The sequence below is a fragment of the Weissella hellenica genome (assembly GCF_005405545.1).
Classification (GTDB): domain Bacteria; phylum Bacillota; class Bacilli; order Lactobacillales; family Lactobacillaceae; genus Weissella; species Weissella hellenica.
On the sequence record NZ_BJEG01000006.1, the window covers coordinates 55477 to 76832 of the forward strand.

General features: G+C 35.7%; 22 protein-coding genes, 1 riboswitch and 1 other annotated feature. Of the genes, 3 read left to right on the plus strand and 19 right to left on the minus strand.

All coding sequences use genetic code 11. The annotated features are described in order from the left end of the window. Positions 1-39 precede the first annotated feature (39 nt). Positions 40-1461 carry a pyruvate kinase gene (gene pyk / locus FFM61_RS04565; protein ID WP_074427453.1) on the minus strand — a complete coding sequence of 474 codons (1422 nt, stop codon included), beginning with the start codon at positions 1459-1461 and terminating at the stop codon, positions 40-42. Positions 1462-1711: 250 nt separating this feature from the next. Then, positions 1712-3187 carry an amino acid permease gene (locus tag FFM61_RS04570; protein WP_074427452.1) on the minus strand — a complete coding sequence of 492 codons (1476 nt, stop codon included), beginning with the start codon at positions 3185-3187 and terminating at the stop codon, positions 1712-1714. A gap of 95 nt (positions 3188-3282) precedes the next feature. Continuing rightward, positions 3283-3461: riboswitch (Lysine riboswitch) on the minus strand. Between the two features lie 182 nt (positions 3462-3643). On the opposite strand from FFM61_RS04570, the gene FFM61_RS04575 reads away from it, so the two are divergent. Further along, positions 3644-4291 carry a hypothetical protein gene (locus FFM61_RS04575; RefSeq protein ID WP_074427451.1) on the plus strand — a complete coding sequence of 216 codons (648 nt, stop codon included), beginning with the start codon at positions 3644-3646 and terminating at the stop codon, positions 4289-4291. 56 nt (positions 4292-4347) lie between these two features. Here the strand turns inward: FFM61_RS04575 and FFM61_RS04580 are convergent, their stop codons facing one another. The 5 genes from FFM61_RS04580 to mreD form a co-directional block, all read right to left on the minus strand. Continuing rightward, positions 4348-6009, minus strand: a complete 1662-nt coding sequence (locus FFM61_RS04580) for a formate--tetrahydrofolate ligase (RefSeq protein ID WP_074427450.1) — start codon at positions 6007-6009, stop codon at positions 4348-4350. Positions 6010-6160: 151 nt separating this feature from the next. Beyond that, the gene (locus tag FFM61_RS04585) at positions 6161-6994 is read right to left on the minus strand and encodes an amino acid ABC transporter substrate-binding protein (RefSeq protein ID WP_074427449.1); all 834 of its coding nucleotides are present in this window, start codon (positions 6992-6994) and stop codon (positions 6161-6163) included. Beyond that, positions 6991-7641: an amino acid ABC transporter ATP-binding protein gene (locus FFM61_RS04590; RefSeq protein ID WP_074427448.1), complete on the minus strand. Its 651-nt coding sequence runs from the start codon at positions 7639-7641 to the stop codon at positions 6991-6993. Before FFM61_RS04590 ends, FFM61_RS04585 begins: the two co-directional genes overlap by 4 nt. A gap of 11 nt (positions 7642-7652) precedes the next feature. Then, positions 7653-8297 (minus strand): amino acid ABC transporter permease, encoded by a 645-nt coding sequence (locus FFM61_RS04595; protein ID WP_074427447.1) that lies wholly within the window; start codon positions 8295-8297, stop codon positions 7653-7655. A 54-nt stretch (positions 8298-8351) separates the two neighbouring features. Continuing rightward, positions 8352-8577: a binding site (T-box leader), on the minus strand. Between the two features lie 48 nt (positions 8578-8625). After that, positions 8626-9246, minus strand: coding sequence for a rod shape-determining protein MreD (gene mreD, locus FFM61_RS04600; protein WP_074427446.1), 621 nt, complete (start codon positions 9244-9246; stop codon positions 8626-8628). Positions 9247-9395: 149 nt separating this feature from the next. On the opposite strand from mreD, the gene FFM61_RS04605 reads away from it, so the two are divergent. After that, a complete protein-coding gene (locus tag FFM61_RS04605; RefSeq protein ID WP_074427445.1) occupies positions 9396-10022 on the plus strand; it encodes a carbonic anhydrase family protein in 627 nt (208 codons plus the stop codon). Positions 10023-10094: 72 nt separating this feature from the next. Here the strand turns inward: FFM61_RS04605 and mreC are convergent, their stop codons facing one another. From mreC to FFM61_RS04620, 3 genes are all read right to left on the minus strand, one after another. Further along, the gene (gene mreC / locus FFM61_RS04610; protein ID WP_074427444.1) at positions 10095-10940 is read right to left on the minus strand and encodes a rod shape-determining protein MreC; all 846 of its coding nucleotides are present in this window, start codon (positions 10938-10940) and stop codon (positions 10095-10097) included. 131 nt (positions 10941-11071) lie between these two features. Further along, positions 11072-12076 carry a rod shape-determining protein gene (locus FFM61_RS04615; RefSeq protein WP_074427443.1) on the minus strand — a complete coding sequence of 335 codons (1005 nt, stop codon included), beginning with the start codon at positions 12074-12076 and terminating at the stop codon, positions 11072-11074. 84 nt (positions 12077-12160) lie between these two features. Continuing rightward, positions 12161-12595 (minus strand): JAB domain-containing protein, encoded by a 435-nt coding sequence (locus tag FFM61_RS04620; RefSeq protein ID WP_074427442.1) that lies wholly within the window; start codon positions 12593-12595, stop codon positions 12161-12163. Positions 12596-12704: 109 nt separating this feature from the next. Between FFM61_RS04620 and FFM61_RS04625 the strand changes: the two genes are divergently transcribed. After that, complete coding sequence (locus FFM61_RS04625) at positions 12705-13049, plus strand: VOC family protein (protein WP_074427441.1); 345 nt, start codon at positions 12705-12707, stop codon at positions 13047-13049. 71 nt (positions 13050-13120) lie between these two features. On the opposite strand, the gene FFM61_RS04630 is transcribed toward FFM61_RS04625, so the two are convergent. The 9 genes from FFM61_RS04630 to nrdH all read right to left on the minus strand — a co-directional run bounded on the left by FFM61_RS04630 (position 13121) and on the right by nrdH (position 21269). Continuing rightward, positions 13121-13951 carry a Rossmann-fold NAD(P)-binding domain-containing protein gene (locus tag FFM61_RS04630; protein ID WP_074427440.1) on the minus strand — a complete coding sequence of 277 codons (831 nt, stop codon included), beginning with the start codon at positions 13949-13951 and terminating at the stop codon, positions 13121-13123. 102 nt (positions 13952-14053) lie between these two features. Continuing rightward, positions 14054-14422, minus strand: coding sequence for a fluoride efflux transporter FluC (locus FFM61_RS04635; RefSeq protein ID WP_074427439.1), 369 nt, complete (start codon positions 14420-14422; stop codon positions 14054-14056). Then, complete coding sequence (locus FFM61_RS04640; RefSeq protein ID WP_083194480.1) at positions 14410-14799, minus strand: fluoride efflux transporter FluC; 390 nt, start codon at positions 14797-14799, stop codon at positions 14410-14412. Before FFM61_RS04640 ends, FFM61_RS04635 begins: the two co-directional genes overlap by 13 nt. Before the next feature lie 14 nt (positions 14800-14813). Next, a complete protein-coding gene (locus FFM61_RS04645) occupies positions 14814-15584 on the minus strand; it encodes an ABC transporter ATP-binding protein (RefSeq protein WP_074427437.1) in 771 nt (256 codons plus the stop codon). Positions 15585-15590: 6 nt separating this feature from the next. Beyond that, entirely contained in the window at positions 15591-16478 is an 888-nt protein-coding gene (locus FFM61_RS04650; protein ID WP_074427436.1) for an ABC transporter permease, read from the minus strand. A 7-nt stretch (positions 16479-16485) separates the two neighbouring features. After that, positions 16486-17472 (minus strand): tryptophan ABC transporter substrate-binding protein, encoded by a 987-nt coding sequence (trpX, locus tag FFM61_RS04655; protein ID WP_074427435.1) that lies wholly within the window; start codon positions 17470-17472, stop codon positions 16486-16488. Positions 17473-17786: 314 nt separating this feature from the next. Next, positions 17787-18743: a class 1b ribonucleoside-diphosphate reductase subunit beta gene (nrdF, locus tag FFM61_RS04660; protein WP_074427434.1), complete on the minus strand. Its 957-nt coding sequence runs from the start codon at positions 18741-18743 to the stop codon at positions 17787-17789. A gap of 32 nt (positions 18744-18775) precedes the next feature. After that, complete coding sequence (nrdE, locus tag FFM61_RS04665; protein WP_074427433.1) at positions 18776-20947, minus strand: class 1b ribonucleoside-diphosphate reductase subunit alpha; 2172 nt, start codon at positions 20945-20947, stop codon at positions 18776-18778. A gap of 85 nt (positions 20948-21032) precedes the next feature. Further along, a complete protein-coding gene (nrdH, locus tag FFM61_RS04670) occupies positions 21033-21269 on the minus strand; it encodes a glutaredoxin-like protein NrdH (protein WP_074427432.1) in 237 nt (78 codons plus the stop codon). Positions 21270-21356: the final 87 nt, after the last annotated feature.

Below are 21356 nucleotides of genomic sequence, written 5' to 3' on the forward strand. Positions count from 1 at the left end.
CATATTTTACCGAAAAATTATGGATGTTTATTTTTAAAATTAGTCAATTGTAACGATTGTCATCAAGTTAGTTGTACCTGAAGTTGTGACAGGAATTCCAGCAGTAACGATGATTGTATCACCCTTGCTTGCTAGTCCTGATTTAACAGCTTCTGACTTAGCCTTTTCGATCATATCATCCGTATTACCCATTGGTTCAGTGATCGTTGGTTGTACACCCCAGTAGATACTCAACATACGTTCAACACTCTCAGTAAACGTCAATGCCAAAATATCAGCATTTGGACGATACTTAGAAATCATCTTTGCAGTATAACCAGAGTTAGTAGCAGCAACGATTGCTTTAATGTTTAAGTTACCAGCAGCAGTTGCAACAGCTGCTGCAACTGATTCAGTGACATCTGTTGCATCAAAGTGATCATCATGACGCCCATTCATAGCCAATGAAGTTTCTGCTTTTTTATCAATACGAGCCATTGTAGCAACTGCTTCAATAGGATATGAACCATTAGCTGATTCACCTGATAGCATTGTTGCATCTGTACCGTCAAACACAGCGTTAGCAACGTCAGAAGCTTCGGCACGCGTTGGACGTGGGTTTTCTTGCATTGAATCAAGCATATCAGTAGCTGTAATAACTGGCTTACCAGCAGCATTCATCTTGCGAATCAAATTCTTTTGTACCAATGGCACATTTTCAGCTGGAATTTCAACACCCATATCACCACGAGCAATCATCAAACCATCAGAAACTTCTAGAATTTCGTCAAAATTATCAATTCCTTCTTGTGATTCAATCTTTGGGAAAATCATAACTTCTTCATGGTCTGCTTCTGTTAACAGTTCACGAATTTCAAGAACGTCAGCAGCTTTACGAACGAATGAAGCAGCAATATATTGAATATCATTGTTCAAACCAAAGCGAATATCGTCAGCATCTTTTTCCGTAATACCTGGCAAGTTGATTGAAACACCAGGTGCATTAACACCCTTACGTGATCCCAAAATACCATGATTTTGTACTTCAGTTACTAATTCTTTATTAGCATCATCTTTTTGAGTGATAACCATATCCAACTTACCATCATCAAATAAGATGTGACCACCAACTTGAACATCACCATACAAACCTGGATATGTTACGGCAATCTTTTCCTTAGTTCCTTCAATTGTATCGTCCATTGAAATACGAACAACATCACCAATGTTAAATTCAATCTTACCTGGTTCTTGTACAGTAGTACGGATTTCCGCACCCTTTGTATCCAACAAGAAACCAACCTTCTTGCCAGCTGCTTTTTCAGCCTCGTGAACAGCATTCATTCGTCCTAAGTGTTCCTCATGATCACCGTGTGAAAAATTGAAACGGACAACATTTGCACCAGATTTGATTATTTTAGTAATCGTCTCCACATCAGAGCTGGCTGGTCCAAGCGTTGAAACAATCTTGGTCTTCTTCATGATTAAAAATTTCTCCTTAGTAAAAGATATTGGTATTTCTATCTGCAATCATTGTACTATTTATCACTATCTTTGTATACCAGTTCAACTCAGCATTTGTTTCATTATTAGAACACATTGCGCTAAAACAAAATTAAAACGCACTTACAATAATAATTAAAGCGCTATCATAAAATAGAATTTAATTTGTAAATAATGACATATAAAAAAGATTAGAACAGGATGTTCTAATCTTTTAATAAACTCTTAATTAGTCTAGCGAACGTGCATCAGTATCCAAGTCGACTTCCGTTAACTTACGTAATTTTGTATGATGCTTAATTTTATAACCAAAGTACAAAATTGCAAATAAAGGCAGTGCCATATAAGTTGTAATAATACCTGGCCAATTCCAGTCCATGATTGAACCTTTAAATGACCCTGTATCTTGACCAATTACAACAATAATTGATAGTGTTAACGCAATTATCGGTCCTATTGGGAACCATTTTGCCTTATAACGCAACTTATTAACATCACGATGCTGTGCTGTGAAAGCACGACGGAATCGATAATGTGAAACGGCGATACCAATCCATGCAATAAATCCAGTCAAACCAGATGCAGCTACCAAATAATAATACAAGTTTTGACCAAAAATTGATGTTACAAAAGTAAGTAATCCGACAACAACCGTTGCTATAACAGCTGGGACTGGAATTCCCGACTTAGAATTAACCTTTTTAAATACCTTAGGTGCCATTCCATCGACAGCCATAGCATAAAGCATACGAGTTGATGCATAAAGCCCTGAATTTGCTGATGAAACAACGGCTGTTAAGATGACTGCATTCATTATTGAAGCTGCCGCTGCTAATCCTGCTGACTTAAATACTAACGTGAATGGTGACACAGCGACATTAGTTTCACTTGAACGTAGTAAGTTTGGATCTTTATAATAGATAATTGCACCAATAATGAAAATAGATAGAATATAAAACAACAAAATCCGCCAGAATATCTGCTTTACAGCTGCAGGCACTGACTTTTCTGGTGTTTCAGACTCACCAGCCGTAATTCCAACCATTTCAGTCCCTTGGAATGAAAAACCTGCTACCATAAAGACTGATAAGATACCACCAAAGCCACCAATAAAGCCATGGTGACCACCAGCTGACAAATTGCGGGCAACATCTGGTTGATGGAAAACAATTCCCAATACCGTTAATAATCCAACTAGCAAAAAGGCAATGACAGCGATAATTTTAATCATCGCCATCCAAAATTCAGTTTCAGCATACGCCTTGGCTGACAACAAATTAATTGCTGTAATCAAAATCAATACTGCAGCTGACCAAATCCAGCTTGGTACATCAGGCAACCAAAATCCCATCACAACTCCAACTGTTGCTGCTTCTACGGCCACAGTAATTGCCCAATTAAACCAATAGTTCCATCCCATTGCAAAACCAAATGCTGGATCAACAAACCGATCAGCATAAACTGAAAAGGAACCTGCAACTGGCATATAAGTTGCCATTTCACCCAAACTAGTCATTAAAAAGTAAACCATAACGCCTATTACAGCATATGCAGTTAAGGCACCTAGTGGACCGGCTTGTGAAATCGTTGCCCCAGAAGCGACAAACAATCCCGTTCCAATAGTTCCTCCCAAAGCAATCATTGAGAGATGACGGGTTTTCATCGTCCTCTTTAAATGACCCGTCTCTTGTTGATTCTCAGTCATAATTCCTCCTAAACAAGGCCTAACGCATTATAAAAAATAAAAAAAACCTAGTTTACACATCTATCGTATAAACTAGGAACTCATTAGTCTTTAGTGTTGTCGATAGCTCTCCGCGACCGACCATTTTTGTCGCGACAATCTGCCCATTATTCATGGACACACCAACAATGATTATTGTCATAATCATTGTTTCGGCAACCGCCCCTTTTATTTAACATCCTAACTCACCAGCTCCGTTAAATGACTCTTGTTGATTGCAACCTCTATATATTATTTAATTTCATTACTGATTTTACTTTAATGATTGACAAATTGTCAAGAATTATTTCACATAAACTAAAATAGTTCTTAAATATCTTACACATATATGTGTTTAACATACCTTCGTGGTAAACTTAAATAACTAAACACAAGTATGTATCTTAATTTGCTGAGATGCTAAGGGGAGTTTCACTTATGATTATTGCTAAATCACGTACTCGTTTTGTAACGATGGTAGTTAGTTTAATTCTTTTTATTATGATTTCAATTTTAACTTATCACAATAGCGGTTTATTACATTCACTTATGCGAATAGATCATTCTATTGCACAAACAGTTATCCCAAATTGGTTAGAAAATTTTTTAAAACCTTTCTACTTTTTTAGTCATGGGTTTGGTCTATTTTTCATATCATTTTTAATCATTTTTTTCTTGTGGGGTTTTAAATTTAAAATTCCAGCAACATGGGTGTTAATTACAAACGTGGGTGGTTTCTTAATCATCAATATTGCTTCGCTATTATTTAAAAGTAAAATAAATGATGTACAAGTTGTTTATCCTGCACATTCTACCTTTTATATGACCCTATTAATTTCATACTTTTTATTAATTATCGTCCCAGAAATTTATCGTAGTAGCTTCCAGTTTATATTACAGACTATTTTGTTACTCGGTTGGGTAGCTACTTTCATCATCACAGTTTTGTTACCAGATTATAACTTCGCATCAGCACTAGCTGGTTGGTTACTAGCACTTGTCTGGTTACAATTTTCTGAAAACGGCTATCGTGTCTACGCACCCGATTTTTATCGACGTAAAGGCTTTAGTAATTCATGGTATTAATTTTTTAACTAAACAGAGGTGGCAAGCTATATCAAGCTTGCCACCTCTGTTATTTTTTAATTTAAACCAATTATATGATTTTCATTATCAATGTCGATATCCAATGCTGCTGGATGTTTTGGTAATCCTGGCATGGTTAATACCGATCCAGTTAATGCAACTAAAAAGCCTGCTCCTAATTTTGGTATAAATTCACGAATATGAATATTAAAACTCTCAGGAGCACCAATTTTATTTGGATTATCAGATAATGAATACTGCGTTTTCGCCATAATTACTGGCAGCTTATCCCACCCATACTTTTTAAAGGTTTGCAATTGCTTAGTAGCTTTATCTGAAAGTTCAACACCCTGTCCACCATAAATATCATGAACAATATGCTCAATTTTCACCAATACATCATCATCGGGTTGATAAAGTGGTTGATAATTTTTTGCTTCATCAGCTGCTGAAACAACACCCGTTGCTAATTCTTGCGCACCATCCCCCCCTAGACCCCATACATCAGCGATATAGGCTGGCACATCAAATTTAGCAGCATATGTTTTAACCATGTTTAGCTCTTCATCAGTATCTGCCGTAAATTGATTAATTGCTACAACAACTGGTACGCCATAACGTTGCATACTTTTCAAATGACGTCCCAAATTAGCCAATCCTTTTTGCAAAGCTTCTATATTTGGGGTGCTGAGGTTTTTTTTATCTTCACCACCATGCATTTTTAATGCTCGCACCGTTGCGACAATCACAATCGTGTCAGGAACTTTGCCAAGCAGAGGGACTTTGAAATCTAAAAATTTTTCACCACCTAAATCAGCCCCAAAGCCGGCTTCTGTCACAACAAAATCAGCTAAATGCAACGCTGATTTTGTCGCCAAAATTGAGTTTGTTCCTTGTGCAATATTTGCAAATGGTCCGCCATGAATTAAAGCAGGTGTATGTGCTAAAGTTTGAACTAAATTAGGTTTAATAGCGTCTTTTAACAAGGTGGTAATGGCCCCTGCAAACCCTAAATCAGCTACTGTTACCGGTTCTTTATCATAATTATAGCCCACTACAATACGAGAAATACGGTCTTTCATGTCTTCCAAGTCTTTTGACAATGTTAAAATTGCCATTAGTTCAGAAGCCACTGTAATATCAAAACCGTCTTCACGTGGTACACCTGACGTTGGTCCCCCTAAACCAATTGTAATGTGACGCAATGCACGATCATTGACATCTAAAGCCCGCTTCCAAAGCATACGTCGTGGATCTAAATTCAATGGGTTACCCTGATATAAACTATTGTCAATCAAGGCTGCCAGAGTATTATGCGCACTCGTCAAAGCATGAAAATCTCCTGTAAAATGCATATTAATGTCAGCCATTGGTACTACTTGTGAATATCCACCACCAGTAGCACCTCCCTTTAGCCCCATTACTGGTCCCAGCGAAGGCTCACGTAAGGCAACCATCGTTTTATGTTTTTGTGATACCAAAGCATCTGCTAACCCAACCGTTACTGTCGACTTCCCTTCACCTGCTGGTGTTGGGTTAATTGACGTAACTAAAATTAATTTACCCAATTTTTGTTGCTTTGTTAAATCATGTAATTGAATTTTAGCTTTATCTCGTCCGTATGGTTCCCATTCATCTGACGTTAAACCTGCTTGTTGTGCAATTTTTTCAATTGGCCAAACATCTGCAGCTTGTGCAATGTCAATATCTGTTTTCATAACTAACCCCATCCCTTATTATTTATTGCAGTCATTATATCATCATATGATTTAATTATCAGATAAAATTATCGTAATAATAAAAAAGTTTACTAATGAAATATAGGTTTTATTACACTACCCTTCCATTAATAAACTTTTCATTTTTTTACTATTTATTATCTACCCCAAAGTATTTTTGTGATAGTTTATCTATGGTACCATCTGCTTTAGACTTAGCTAGTGCTTCGTTAACTTTTTTGATTAACGTGACGTCACCTTTTCGCATTCCCACTCCATAAGCATCTTTACCAAAATTAGTATCAATAATATTAAAGGATTGTGGATTTTTTTCATGAGCAATATAATAACCTGCATAATCAGCATCAATTAATACTGCATTTAAACGGCCGACTTGTAAATCATTTAACGCCTTATCAAAAGTATCGTACGGTTGTGCATCAGCACCAACAATTTTCTTTAGCTTATTTCCCTTTTCATTATAAGTTAACAGACCTGAAGATCCTGTCTGAGCACCCAGATTCTTACCTTTTAAATCCTGTAAATGATTAATTTGTTGATTTTTCATTGAGACAATCACCTGTTTATCATGGTGATAAGAATCAGAAAAGGCCACCTTTTTGGCACGATCAGCATTTTTTGTATAACCATTCCAAATCATGTCAATGTGTCCGGTCTTTAATTCCGTTTCCTTCATCGACCAATCAATCACTTGGAACTTAGCTTTCAAACCAATCTTTTTCAAACTCTGACGAGCTAATTCAACATCATAACCAACTAATTTACCATCTTTATTACGGAAACCCATTGGTACGAATGTATCATCGATACCAACAACTACTGTTTTATCTGCCGTAACTTGCCGCCATGTATCTTGACTATGAACTGTTCGATACCAGAAAAAGCCACCAATCAGAGCAATGACAAGAAGAACCAAGCCATTACCAATTATCTGACGACGCCAATTTATCTTTGGTTTAATCATAAACTTCCTCCTCGAGCAACATCAACCCCAAAGTCGAATGTTTGATCAGCAACTGCCTGCGCAAATGGCAAATCGTGTGTCACAATTAATTGCGTAACCCCTTGTGTTTTTAACTGCTGAATTACTTTAATAACACGCTTAGTTGATTCTGCATCTAATCCTGATGTTGGTTCATCATAAGCTAAAATCCCCGGTTTCATTGCTAAAGCTCTTGCAATAGCAACACGTTGTTTTTGACCACCTGATAATTGGAATGGATATTGATCCATTTGTTCAACTAATCCCAAGTTCTTTAACAATTCTTCAGCCTCTTTTTCAGCTTCCTTTTTAGCCACTTTTTTTACCAATTGCGGTGCTAAAGCAACATTTTGTTTAACCGTATAATGAGGAAATAGATTAAAATCTTGAAAAATTACACCAACCTGAGCACCTTGTCGATTTCCCGTGATGTCTAATGATTCATTATCTAAAATTAATTCACCCTGATCTGCTGGTAGCAAACCTGCTAAAATACGCAAAAAAGTTGTTTTCCCAATTCCCGATGGTCCCACGATACTCAAAACTTCACCATCATTGATTGTTAGATTCATTTCTTTAAAAATAACACGCTCACCAAAAACTTTAGCTAAATTCTTAATCTCTAACATATGCTTACTCCTTAACGATAAAAATTCATTTTTTTCTCTATACGACGCTGAATAAGTGTTGCTAAAGCAATTAGAATCAAATAAATGACTCCCACCAATAAGTATGGTATTAGCGTTACATCACGTGAGGCTGCAATATTACCAGCACGCATTAAGTCTCCTAAACCAATGACATAAACCAACGATGAATCTTTTACTAAGTTAACAACTTCGTTACCAACCGATGGCATCACAATTTTTGTAACTTGTGGAAAAATAATTTTCCACATTGTTTGTAATTTGCTTAAGCCTAAAACTTGAGCCCCATCGTATTGCCCTTGTGGGATACTTTGAATCCCCCCACGAAATATTTCAGCAAAGTAAGCAGCATAGTTCAGGATAAAAGTAATTACTGCAGCCTCAAATCGCGGTAATGTCATAATATTTGCGAGACTCAAACCGTAATAAACAAAGACGATTTGCAATAATAGCGGTGTGCCACGCATTACCCATACATAAGTATTCATAACCCACTTTAGTAGATAGATATCTGATCGTAATGCCAATGAAATCACCATACCCAGTGGTACTGATCCAATCAATGTTAGTACAAAAACACCAATTGTCATTTTTAGCCCATTTAATAAACTTGGCAAAATTTGCATCATATAGTCCATACGTTGTCTCCTTAAAATTAAATAAAAAAAGCCCTCAAGCAATCACATAAATTGCTTGAGGACGATTAATCGTGGTTCCACCTCAGTTTAACTAATCATTACTAATTAGTACTCTAATCCCTTTAAATTTAAAAGGGACTCATGCATAACGTCATGACACGGGAACGATTAGGCTCCAATAATCTTGGGTGTGGTTCATCTAATATCTTGGTTACTTCTCAGCTTTAGCGTAACTCTCTAAGCAAAATATTTAGACTACTCTTCCAATCAAATTTTTTTATAATTACTGTTTACAATAATATAGATTAAATTAAACTATAAGTCAATATTATCTTTTCATATTTCTTTGCGTACGCGAGTCTAAGATAATACGACCATTTAAATCTCTTGGTGTCACATTATACGATGAAATATCTGTTTTTTTAGTCGCATTATATAAGTACATAATAAGTTCATATACAATAATTAATAACATTAAGTTAACAATAATTGTGGGGAATAGACGAAACATAATAAAATTAGTAATGCTTAGATTGACTAAATTGATGATACCAAAAACAGAATAGTCATAAATCATATAAACTGTTGTTGAAACAAACCAAACAGCTAATGACGATAGCCAACTGTAGTCTAAATACCTTTGAATAAATTCAGTTAATTTTAAAATTAATAAAAACCCAATTGCTGAGGGACCGATAATTCCCGTATAAAAAATATCAATAACCAAACCAGCAAAAAAAGCAATTGCATATAACCAATAAGGTTTAATTTGTTTAGTATGTCCTGTCATAACTGGCATCATAACAACTATCAATGATAATAACGGGGTTGCTGCCATTGGTAATTTAAATAATATTGGCGCCAAATATAATGATATACCACCATCAAGCATGACAGCAATAATCACTAAAATAAAATGGATCCATGTTGTACTAATATATTTAAGCATAATTATTCTCCATAGATGTTACAAAATTGGTAACTACATAATAGTAGCCCGTTTAGAACTAACTCGTCAACTTATTTACAAAAAATTTTCTACCATAATTTATTCAAACTGCTACACTAAGTATATGATATTTTATAAGGAGAATACCAATGGAACAATTAGACTATTCAAATCAAGCTGCATGGACACGTATATCAGGTGATAAACAATCTCCAATCGCTTTGTCAGATACGTTAGCAATTAAAAATAATTTTGAAACAGTTTTATCATTTAATTATAAGCATCTTGCCAATTATGTACGCGATACTGGTGCTGGTATTGAAGTTGGCTTAGAAGGAACTGCTAACATTGGTAATCGGCCATTTAGCTTAAAACAGTTTCACATTCATACACCTAGTGAACATACGATCAATAATATTGCATACGATGCTGAAATTCATTTTGTCCATGCGGCAAGTGACGGTCGTTTAGCTGTTGTCGCTATACTTGTACAAAGTGGCGCTACTAGCCAAACTTATGATGCCGTATTAGCTCATATGAACAAAACTGAGCATTTTGAAATTCCTATTGATGACATCATGCCAGCAAGTAAGACTTATTATCACTATATCGGGTCACTAACAACACCACCATTAACTGAAAATGTTGAATGGTATGTCTTAAAGCAGCCTGTTACGTTGTCGGTAGAACAATTAAATCATTTAAAGACATTTTATTCTCACAATAATCGTGACTTACAAGCTTTAAATGGTCGACCAATCATCTCATCAAATTAAAAATTTTACAAAAAAAGAACGAAAAGACATTATCAGTTAAAATCTGACAATCATATTTCGTTCTCCTTTTTTTTAAGGAATTGCGACACTCACAACTGGAATGTTATTGAAGTCTGTCGCTGGCTTAATATAAATCTTCTTTGACAAGCCATAGTTATCACTACCGACGCGTTCAACCTTACCAACATATAATCCAGCTGGTGTAACACCACCAAGACCACTAGTTGTTACTAAATCACCCTTTTTAACTGAAACATCGGACGTAATTTGGCCCATCACAATTAAATTATCTGACTGATTAAAACTAGTAATAATGCCATCAACTGACTCACCCGCACCATTTTGGATACGAATAGCAAAACGATCAGCAATTTGATTATTGTCTGATAGTAATTCAACCTTTGCATTAGTTGTATTTACTTCTGTAATGCGTCCGATTAACCCACCTGAACCCATGATAGATAAGCCTTTTTTCAACCCAGCGTTTGTTCCTTTATCCAAGATAAGTTGACTCTGCCAATTGCTTGGTGAACGTGATGTCACAACAGCATTCACAACTTTGTAGTCTGTTAATGTCTCATTAATTTTCAATTGATCTTTTAATGCACGGTTTTCTTGTTGTAACACTTGTAATTGCACTTTTGTTTGTGCTAAATCATCAACTTTCTTGGTCAAACGTTCATTCTCTTGATACGTATCTGTTAGTTTATTAAGTGAATCATAGCCACCGTGAACCAACTTTAGTGGAGCATTCACAATTTTAGAAGTCCAACCTGTCACATCCGATACGACTCGAGCTGGTAAAGATGGCTCTTCTTGTGAATTGTGGGCCTTTGCGCCTAATATAATCACCCCAATTGTTGCGATGACAACAATTACACCAATCACTAATCGACGTGACGTAAAGATATTCTTCATCTTAAAATTGCCCTTCGTTTCTCTTAGTCTATTATGCTTAGCAAGTTATATTGTTGTTCAATTCTAACATATAATAAACTCCCCGCATTATAAATTATAATACGGGGTAGTCATCATCTAAGACTTATCGCCTAATTGTTTTTTAAAACATCAATAGACTTTAAAGCCTCACCAGTACCAATAACTACTGCATCTAGTGGTTCTGGCGCTACAAATACAGGTACCTTAGTTGCTTCAGCAATCACTTCATCTAAATGAGCCAGTTGCGCCCCACCACCTGTCAAAACAATACCACGATCAATTACATCCGCAGCAATTTCGGGTGATGTCTCTTCCAAAGTTTCTTTAATCGCAACGATAACTTCAGCAACAACATCTTTAATAGCATCCGCAATATCACTAGCTTTAATATCAATTGTTTTAGGTAATCCTGTAACTAAGTCTCTTCCACGTGCAGTGGTACCTTCCATATCCTCAGCAGCTTCAAGGTCAGCTGAACCAACTGCCATTTTTAGCCGTTCTGCAGTTTGCTCACCAATCAAGACTGAATACTTTTGGCGGACATATGTCATGATTGCCTCATCAATTTTGTCACCAGCCATTCGGATTGAACGTGACGACACAATACCACCAAGCGAAATGGTAGCAACATCAGTTGTCCCACCACCTAAATCAACAACCATTGATCCAGTCGGTTCCATAACTGGCAACCCTGCGCCAACTGCTGCAGCGAATGGTTCTTCAATAACATACGCATCACGCGCACCAGCAACGCGGGCTGCATCAATAACTGCACGACGTTCAACTGCTGTTACACCTGATGGTACACCAATTGTAACGTAAGGCTTGGGACCACGCGTTCCTAAGGCCTTACCTAAATAGTATTTAAGCATTGCAACTGTTGTCTCGTAATCAGCAATAACACCATCACGCATTGGACGAATCGCTGTAATTGAACCAGGTGTTCGACCTAGCATTTCCTTAGCAGCAGTTCCAACGGCAACGACCTCATTTGTCTTTGTATTACGTGCGACAACTGAGGGCTCACGAAGCACAATTCCTTTACCTTCAATATAGACTAACGTATTAGCTGTTCCTAAGTCTATTCCAACATTTCGAGTTCCAAATGAAAACACAGCATTTCCCTTTTCTTTATTTATTTTGATAATTCTACTAAATGTACTTTTAACAAAGCACCATATAATTTCTTATTAATTTTATCACATGTTGTTGAACTTAGTCCATAAATCAATTAGTGTTTCTAATTCTACATTTGGTAATAAATTCTCACTACGGTAACTTCGATAACCACGAGTTGAAATAATTATAAAATCCAAAAAATGAAACTGCATTAACTGCCCACATATCGCCATTTGGACCATTGCAAGATGATCAGCACTTGATGCCGTTAAATTACCACTTGGATGATTATGGCATAAAATAAAGCCATATGCATTGTGGGCGACCAAGTGACGGAAAACATCCCGTGGATGAATATTAACACTATCTAAAGTCCCCAATGCTACCTGATAAATATCAATAATTGTCATTTGTGTTGTTACAGCAATTACCCAACATCCTTCCTGTGGTGATTGCGCATACCGTTGAATCAATAAGTCTCCTAATTGTCGCACAGATGTAATTTTAATTGTCATAATTTGCCTCCAATAATAAAGACGACTTTTTGACAATTTTTTCTCTTTGTTTTATTTCTAGGCGTATAATAGTTAGTTGAATCATTTATAAAAATTGAGGTGTGTTAACATGCGAGTAAGAAAATTCAGTCCCCTACGTATCCCAGCAAACAATGTTCCAAATACTGTTCGTTTTTATCGTGAAGTTTTTGATTTACCAACAGAATTTGGGGTTAATGAAGCTCGTCATTTATATTTTGACAAGCAATCAATCGTCTTTTATGAAGAACCCGATGGTGAACCAATTACTGTACAAGTTATCGTTCGTGATCATAAAGAAACTGTCATTAATCACCTAATTAATTATGAGGTTACACAAGCCAAACCTGCTACTGAAAGTGAAGATGGGCGCCATATTATCTTTCATATTGACGATATTGATGGCAATCACATTGAAGTTATTGCAAATAAATAATATTGACGATACTTTGCAATTAATATTATAAAAAATGACATCAAGGCGAAAATTTTCCTTGATGTCATTTTTTATTTATATCTTTTTTGCCAGGTGCCGGTTAATGCATCCCCATTTTCAAACATATTTTGCATTCGTAACTGCTTAGCTACCAGTAATGCTTCATGAGCTGCTTCCCAATTTTTATCAACCAACTGATTAACTAAATTAGACCACCACGCCAATCCCATAGCATCACGTGGTTGCTCAATCATCCAGGTGGTGACTTCTACAAAAATGTCTTTTGGACGTTCAGGCTCGTTTAACAACATTATCAAAAATTGTGCAGACATTGTATTTAAAATTTCCATCGTGTGATGTGGCCATTTCTTTGCCCAAATAACAGTCAAATAATCAGCAACTTGTTGTACCGGTAAATCCGTAATTACTGGTGCCAATAACGCCACATCCATTTCACGCCATATTGTAACCGCTTCAAATGAATCAATCAGTATCTTTTTAGCAATTTGCGAATGTTCATTTGGAATGATTTTGGCATGTAATACGTCTGCTAAACTAGCAACCCGCAAATAACCACGAGCCATTGTATTACGAAATAAATGATATCCACGACGACTAATATCTTTTATCTTATTAGCATCGTGTTCTTTATCGGCCTCTTGTAGTGCATTAATTAATCCCTCAACAGTATCTAACCTATTTACTAGTTCCGTATTAACTTCAGTTCCAGTTAATAATAAATGACTCATCAATGAGATAAAGCCTTCTGCTGGTAAATCATTTTCATCATTTAAATATCGATAGTAACGATTACGACTAATCCCAATATTAGCTAGTTCACGAACCGGAATGTCATTAGCTTGCCGAATAGCATTAATTCGATTTCGATCAATTAAACTCATATGACTATCCCCTTGCATTTCTCTTGTCCTATATTAATGAGTTTAACATTTGGTAGATATCCATTCAACAAAGATTATTTTTAATAAATACTGATAACCGACTTAAAAAATCCAATTACCTACACAAGCACCAAACCATAAAACAATTAGCCCACCCACAAATGTTAATAATGTTTTAATGATCAATAAGCGCCGATTACTAGTTCGCTTTTGCATAGCATCTGCAATATCAACAATCGGAGCCGAAAACGTTGAAAATCCACCCAAAATACCCGGCGCTAAAATGGTGTGTATCCAATCAGGAGCTACCATAGAAAGTGTCATTCCCATAAAAAAAGCAGCCAATAAATTAATACAAACGACCATTAATTCAGATAAATTGCCAAACCAACGAGGGGCAACTGTTAACAAACCAAATCGCATTAAAGAGCCAATTGCTGCCCCAATACCAGTTAAAATTATTTCTGCCATCTTAACACCATTCTATTACCTAAATAACGACTAAAAATTACCATTAATACACCTCCAACCACACTTATAGCTAAGTATACTAACGCCATTAACCATGATAAATGAACCATATCAACCAGCGCTGTCGAATAAGTTGTGTAGGCGCCTAAAATTCCTACCATAATAAAATCAGATGTCACTTGTTTTAGGTTTATCATTTTACTAAATAAAACAACCAACAAGGCCGAAATAAAAGTACCACTTAGATTGACAATGATCGTCTCCCATGGAAATAAATTATTATGAAAAAGTAGCATCATACTTGCCCGTAACACACCACCAATAAATCCACCACTACCAACAGCCAATATTTCTAGCAATATTTTTTCTTTATGCATATCATGTTCCAATCTTAATAACGATTAAAATAACCCAGTAAATCATTAATTGTTAATTTTTGTTTTTCAACGCCACTAACGTCCAATGAAATTTTACCTTCAGACATTATAATCAAACGATTACCATACTCAATAGCGTCTTCTAAGTGATGTGTAATCATCAACGCTGTCAATTTTTCTTCATAAATTCGTTGATTTGTGACCTGCATCAGTTGTGTACTTGTTTTAGGATCTAACGCTGCCGTATGTTCATCAAGTAATAATACTTCTGGTCGTAACTGTGTTGCCATCAAAAAGGACAAAGCCTGTCGTTGTCCACCTGACAAATCACCAGCTGCCATATCCAAACGTTCAGAGAGACCATTCCCCATTGTCGCAGTAATCTTAGCATACGCTACTTTTTTAGCTTCCGTTAACCCACGATTTTTTAATCGTCGCCGTAACCCACGCCGTTCGGCTAACAACATATTTTCTACAACTGTCATGCGAGGTGCAGTCCCTAATTTAGGATCTTGAAAGACACGTGCTAAAAACTTTGTTCGTTGTGCCTCATTTAAATGTGTAACATCATGATTACCCAAATAAATACTACCGCGCGTCAATGGTAATGAGCCAGCAATCACATTAAACAACGTTGATTTTCCAGCCCCATTTGATCCTAAAACGGTCACAAAATCCTCAGGTAATAACGTTAATGACACATCATCCAAAATTGTTTTTTCACCCGATTGTCCTTGATTAACAATGACAGTCGCATGGTCTAATCGTAACTTTGTTTCTACCATATCTCATCATCCTCGCTTTAAAAACGTATTTAATCGTAACTTTGATCGTAATCTTGGTAGCATTAGTGCCAATCCAAGGATAATAGCACTAACTAGTTTCAAATCGTCAGCATTAAAGCCAATGTACAATACAATCACCAATACAAAACGATAGAAAATTGAACCAACAATAATTGTAATTAAGCGTTCAGGCAGAGTTAATGTATCGGTAAAGATTACTTCACCAATGATAATCGAAGCCAGCGCTACCACAATGGTACCAACACCCATATTAACATCCGCAAAGCCATTATTTTGTGCAACCAATGCGCCACCAAGACCAATTAGACCATTGGCAACCATCAACCCTAAAATGGTCATATTATCAGTATTAATTCCCAAAGATCTTGCCATTTTAGGATTATCACCTGTGACAATAAACGCTTGGCCTAATTCAGTCTTTAAAAATTGCGCTAAACAAATGGTAATTAATATAATTATGACAATGCCAACAACAATAACCGGAAAATTTTGAGGTAAGCTCTTCAAAAAGTCATATGAAAATAAATTTGTTTTACCTAATAATGAACGATTAGCTTGTCCCATAATTCGGAGGTTAACTGAATAGATTGCTGTCATTGTCAAAATACCTGCTAATAAAATTGGGATTTTCCCTTTCGTATATAACAGCCCCGTAACTAATCCTGCTAGACTCCCAGCAAAAGTTGCTACTAGTGTTGCAATAATTGGTGATATACCATTAGAAATTAAGGTTACTGCAGTTGCCGCACCCAATGGAAAGGTTCCTTCAACGGTCATATCAGCAACGTCTAAAATTCTAAAAGTTAAATATAATCCAAATCCTAAGGTTGCCCAGATTAAGCCCTGACCAATGGCTGAAATTAAAATACCCATAATTGCCTCACTTTACAAATTTTGCATGTTTATACTCATTTGGTAACACCAAGCCAAGTCGTGCCAACTGTGACTTATTAATAACTAAATCACCTTTTTTAATAAAGCCAACTGGCAAATCTTTCGGTTGTTTTCCATCCAAAATTTGAGCAACTTGTTTACCAGTTTGAACGCCTAATTTTTTTTGATTAATAGATTCAGCTGCTAAACCACCATCGGCCACCATTGTATCAACCGTTGGAAATACAGGTACTTTAGCTGCATTTGTACTATCAATCAAAGTCGGCATGGCTCCTGCGATCGTATTATCAGTCGGAACAAACACTGCATCAACTTGATTATTAGCGACCATTTGCTTAGCTGTTTGGTTTAAATCGTTAGAAGAAGAAATCGTGTAAGGCTTAACTTGTAAACCTGCTTTTTTAGCTAAATTCATCATTTGCTTAGCTTGAATTGATGCTGAATCATCAGATGAAGTATAAATCACACCTAAATTTTTTAAATCAGGTACAAATTTTCTCATCATCTTTAACTGTGCACTCAAGGGCGCTTGATCCGACACCCCTGTCACATTACCACCAGGGTGTTTGTAACTTTTAACCAATTTAGATTGAATGGGCGTCGTTGATGCTGAAAAAACTACCGCTTTATCCTTAATTGTATTTGCTAAAGAAACTGCTGCAGGTGTAGCGATACCGATGGAAACATCAGCATTGGCGTTCTCAAATTTTGACGCCATTGTCTTTAAATTAGATTGATCACCCTGTGCATTTTCATACATAATTTTGATGTTTTTTCCCTCATGATACCCTGATTGGGATAAACCTTCATGAATGCCTTTATTAATATCATCCAATGCTGGATGTTTCATAAATTGTAAAATTGCAACTTTAGGGATTGTCTTTTTCTGGTTTGTTTGAACTGAATCATATACCCCTGCAAAAATTGTGAAGAAAGTCAGTGCGCCAATTGTAGCCAATATTTTTTTATTCATTTATCTATCCTCAATTATTGTTATACAAAATAAAAAACACGAGCAGATACAACAGTATCTTCTCGTGTCTCACATGAAAAGAACTGCATGATAATCCATACAACTCTTTCCCATTATTTCGGAAATTAGTCAGCACAGACCCAATACATCTGCTCCCAAAGGAACCACGTACCGAATCTATGTTTTGCCATAGTCCGTACGCGCTATCTGCGCCACCAACCATTAAAATTTAAAACAAAATTACTCATAACTAATTACCACCTTGTATATCATTTTCATAATGATAGCACTTTACTTTTACTTATGCAATATCATTAATCTATATTGTAATCATCGTCAGACATGGCTTCTACTTGACCTAACCGATAGCCATTTCCTACTTGAGAGAAGAAATCATGATTTGAGGTCGTTGTTGAAATACCATTCATCACAATTGGATTAACATCCTCAGCACCATCTGGGAACAAAGGATCTTGACCTAAGTTCATCAAAGCCTTATTTGCATTATAACGCAAGAATGTTAGTACTGACTCTGTCCAACCTATTTCATCATATAGTAACTTGGTATACTTTTCCTCATTACTATATAAATCTAATAGAAGTTCGTACAACCACATCTTTAATTCGGCTTGTTCATCTTCACCAAGTTCATTAAATCCTAATTGAAATTTGTAACCAATATAAGTTCCATGCACCGACTCATCACGCAAAATTAATTTAATAATTTCGGCAACATTATTCATTTTATTATGGCCTAAATACCAAAGTGGTGTATAAAAACCAGAATAAAATAAGAACGTCTCTAAAAAGACTGATGCGACTTTGCGCTGTAATTGTGTACCCTCTTGATAAATTTGATTAATACGATTAGCTTTATACTGTAAAAATTCATTTGTATTAGTCCAATCGAAAATCTCATTAATTTCTGCTGGTGTATGCAAAGTTTCAAAAATTGATGAATATGATTTGGCATGCACAGATTCCATAAATTCAATATTATTCAATACGGCTAATTCATGTTGTGTGCGTGTTGATTGCTTTAATGATGACATACCATCTTGTGATTGCAATGTGTCTAACAAAGTTAATCCACCAAAAACATGTCCTACGAGATAATGTTCTTGATCTGTCATTTTACGCCAATCATCTAAATCATTTGATAAAGGAATTCTCGTATCAAGCCAAAATTGTTCAGTTAACTTTTCCCAAGTTGCCTTATCTATTGTATCTTCAATTTCATTCCAATTAATTGCTTCATATGATTTTGTCATTTATCTATCCTATCTCCTGTCTGCAATGTGTTCTAAATTGAACAACTCTCGCATTCGTTGACACCGAATTCTTCCATATCATCGGTATAAGTACGAATATAATAAATAGACTTAATTCCCCGATTATGTGCGTACAAACGAAGAATATTTAAATCACGAGTCGTCATCTTATTTGTATGGTTTACTTTCCAATCATACAAATCATCTGGCATGGTTGAGCGCATAAATAGCGTCAACGCCATCCCCTGATCAATATGTTGCTGTGCTGCTGCGTACACATCAATTACACGACGCATATCCATATTATAAGCTGATTCATAGTATGGTAACGTATCCGTACCTAAATATGGTGCAGGATAGTAAATTTTACCAATTTTCTTTTCTTGGCGTTCTTCAATTCGATTAATAATAGGATGTAGTGACGCAGTGGCATCATTAACATACGAAATTGATCCAGTTGGTGCAATCGCCATACGATAAGCATTATACAAACCATATTGCTCAACTGACTTTGCTAAGGCTAGCCAATCTGCTTGGGTTGGAAAATGATGAACTGAAAAAATTTCTTTTACCTTATCTGTCTTAGGTGACCAATTTTGATTAATATATTTGTCAAAATAAGTACCATTGGCATAATCTGATTTTTCAAATTCATAAAAACTCGTCTGCCGTTCTTTAGCAAGCTTGTTTGATGAAACTAAGCTATAGTAGTTTAGCATCAAGAAATAAGCACTAGTAAAATCTAATGCTTCTTCATCACCATAGTACATATGATTCTTAGCAAAGAATGCATGCAACCCCATTGCACCTAATCCAATAGCGTGTGTTTGTCGATTTCCAAGCTGTACTGATGGCACAATATCTAGATCCGTTTGATCTGACACAAATGTCAAAGCACGAATCATTGTGTCGACAGATTTCCCAAAATCTTTAGTTGCCATCATGTTGACAATGTTAGTTGATCCTAAGTTACATGAAACATCTGTTCCAAGCTCATCATAAGTTTGTTCATTATTAATTTGTGATGGCTTTTGTACCTGTAATATCTCTGAGCACAAGTTTGACGAAATAACCTTACCAGCAATTGGATTCGCTTTATTTACCGTATCAATATTAATGATATAAGGATATCCTGATTCTTGTTGCAATTTTGAGATTTCAGTTTCTAAGTCACGGGCGCGGATTTTTTTCTTATGAATAGCAGTATTAGCAACCATTGCATCATACTCGGCAGTAATATCAACATAATTAAATGGCGTACCATATACCTTTTCAACGTCATACGGTGAAAACAAATACATATCTGCGTCTGCTTTAATTAAATCATAGAACTTATCCGGAACTGTCAATCCAAGTGATAAAGTCTTAACACGGATTTTTTCATCAGCATTTTCTTTTTTCGTTGCCAAAAAATTCATAATATCTGGATGGAATACAGATAGATAAGTAACCCCAGCACCATTTCGTTGACCCATTTGATTAGAATATGAAAATGAATCTTCTAACAATTTCATAACTGGAACAACACCAGATGCAGCATTCGCAATCCCCTTAATAGGTGCCCCTGCTTCTCTCAAGTTAGACAGAACAATCCCAACACCACCACCAATTTTTGATAGCTGTAGCGCTGAATTGATCACACGTCCAATCGCATTCATATCATCGGTTGCTTGTAAAATAAAACATGACACTAGTTCTCCACGTCTTGAACGGCCGGCATTCAAAAATGAAGGTGTTGCTGGTTGATAACGCTGGTGAATCATTTCGTCAGCTAAGTTTAGCGCCAAATTTTCATCACCATTGGCATAAAATAGCACATTCATCACAATACGATCCTTATAATTTTCAATATAAAAATCACCATCGTTTGTTTTTAAAGCATATTGTGCATAAAACTTGTATGCTGCCATAAATGATTTAAATTTAAAATTCTGTGTTTCTAAATAAGCATAAAGTGACTCAATAAATGCCATTGTATATTTATTAATCATCTTTTGATCAACATAATCATTTTCAATAAGATAATCAAAACGTTCTTGAATGGTATCAAAGTGTAATGTATTTGGCTTCACATTTTCTTTGATAAAAGCTTGTAATGCTTCTTGATCCTTTTGTAATTGGATACTATTATTCTTTGGAATATTTAACTGATTGTTTAAATCAAAATAAGTTACTTTATCCAAGTCTAGTGTTGCTAATGACATATACTTCTCCCACGTTTTACCTATTGTAAAGCGGAACCCCTATTTTGGTTGCACCGACAGGTAGGTATCGTTATTTTTTATTGAATTACATTGCTTGATTTAATTTTGCGAGTAAATCTGGTCGAAAGCCATGAACTGGCTCCCTATCTCCTGAAAAGACAACAGGAACTGATTGATAACCTTTATCCTTTAAAAATGCTAAAGCTTCAGCATCATTCTCAACATTTTTCTCTGAATAACTAATGCCATACTGTGTCAATGTCTTCTTGGTCATCAAACATTGAATACAATTATTCTTTGTATATACGGTAACATTTTGCATATTTCCACCTAAACTTTCTATGTTCAAAAAACTAACGCTTTGTTAATATGAAGTTGAGTATAAACCACTAAGCCACCTCATTGCAAG

Coding starts and splice junctions, on each gene's coding strand:
- pyk (WP_074427453.1), bottom strand. CDS start 1,461: ATGAAGAAGACCAAGATTGTTTCAACGCTTGGACCAGCCAGCTCTGAT.
- FFM61_RS04570 (WP_074427452.1), bottom strand. CDS start 3,187: ATGACTGAGAATCAACAAGAGACGGGTCATTTAAAGAGGACGATGAAA.
- FFM61_RS04575 (WP_074427451.1), top strand. CDS start 3,644: ATGATTATTGCTAAATCACGTACTCGTTTTGTAACGATGGTAGTTAGT.
- FFM61_RS04580 (WP_074427450.1), bottom strand. CDS start 6,009: ATGAAAACAGATATTGACATTGCACAAGCTGCAGATGTTTGGCCAATT.
- FFM61_RS04585 (WP_074427449.1), bottom strand. CDS start 6,994: ATGATTAAACCAAAGATAAATTGGCGTCGTCAGATAATTGGTAATGGC.
- FFM61_RS04590 (WP_074427448.1), bottom strand. CDS start 7,641: ATGTTAGAGATTAAGAATTTAGCTAAAGTTTTTGGTGAGCGTGTTATT.
- FFM61_RS04595 (WP_074427447.1), bottom strand. CDS start 8,297: ATGGACTATATGATGCAAATTTTGCCAAGTTTATTAAATGGGCTAAAA.
- mreD (WP_074427446.1), bottom strand. CDS start 9,246: ATGCTTAAATATATTAGTACAACATGGATCCATTTTATTTTAGTGATT.
- FFM61_RS04605 (WP_074427445.1), top strand. CDS start 9,396: ATGGAACAATTAGACTATTCAAATCAAGCTGCATGGACACGTATATCA.
- mreC (WP_074427444.1), bottom strand. CDS start 10,940: ATGAAGAATATCTTTACGTCACGTCGATTAGTGATTGGTGTAATTGTT.
- FFM61_RS04620 (WP_074427442.1), bottom strand. CDS start 12,595: ATGACAATTAAAATTACATCTGTGCGACAATTAGGAGACTTATTGATT.
- FFM61_RS04625 (WP_074427441.1), top strand. CDS start 12,705: ATGCGAGTAAGAAAATTCAGTCCCCTACGTATCCCAGCAAACAATGTT.
- FFM61_RS04630 (WP_074427440.1), bottom strand. CDS start 13,951: ATGAGTTTAATTGATCGAAATCGAATTAATGCTATTCGGCAAGCTAAT.
- FFM61_RS04635 (WP_074427439.1), bottom strand. CDS start 14,422: ATGGCAGAAATAATTTTAACTGGTATTGGGGCAGCAATTGGCTCTTTA.
- FFM61_RS04640 (WP_083194480.1), bottom strand. CDS start 14,799: ATGCATAAAGAAAAAATATTGCTAGAAATATTGGCTGTTGGTAGTGGT.
- FFM61_RS04645 (WP_074427437.1), bottom strand. CDS start 15,584: ATGGTAGAAACAAAGTTACGATTAGACCATGCGACTGTCATTGTTAAT.
- FFM61_RS04650 (WP_074427436.1), bottom strand. CDS start 16,478: ATGGGTATTTTAATTTCAGCCATTGGTCAGGGCTTAATCTGGGCAACC.
- trpX (WP_074427435.1), bottom strand. CDS start 17,472: ATGAATAAAAAAATATTGGCTACAATTGGCGCACTGACTTTCTTCACA.
- nrdF (WP_074427434.1), bottom strand. CDS start 18,743: ATGACAAAATCATATGAAGCAATTAATTGGAATGAAATTGAAGATACA.
- nrdE (WP_074427433.1), bottom strand. CDS start 20,947: ATGTCATTAGCAACACTAGACTTGGATAAAGTAACTTATTTTGATTTA.
- nrdH (WP_074427432.1), bottom strand. CDS start 21,269: ATGCAAAATGTTACCGTATATACAAAGAATAATTGTATTCAATGTTTG.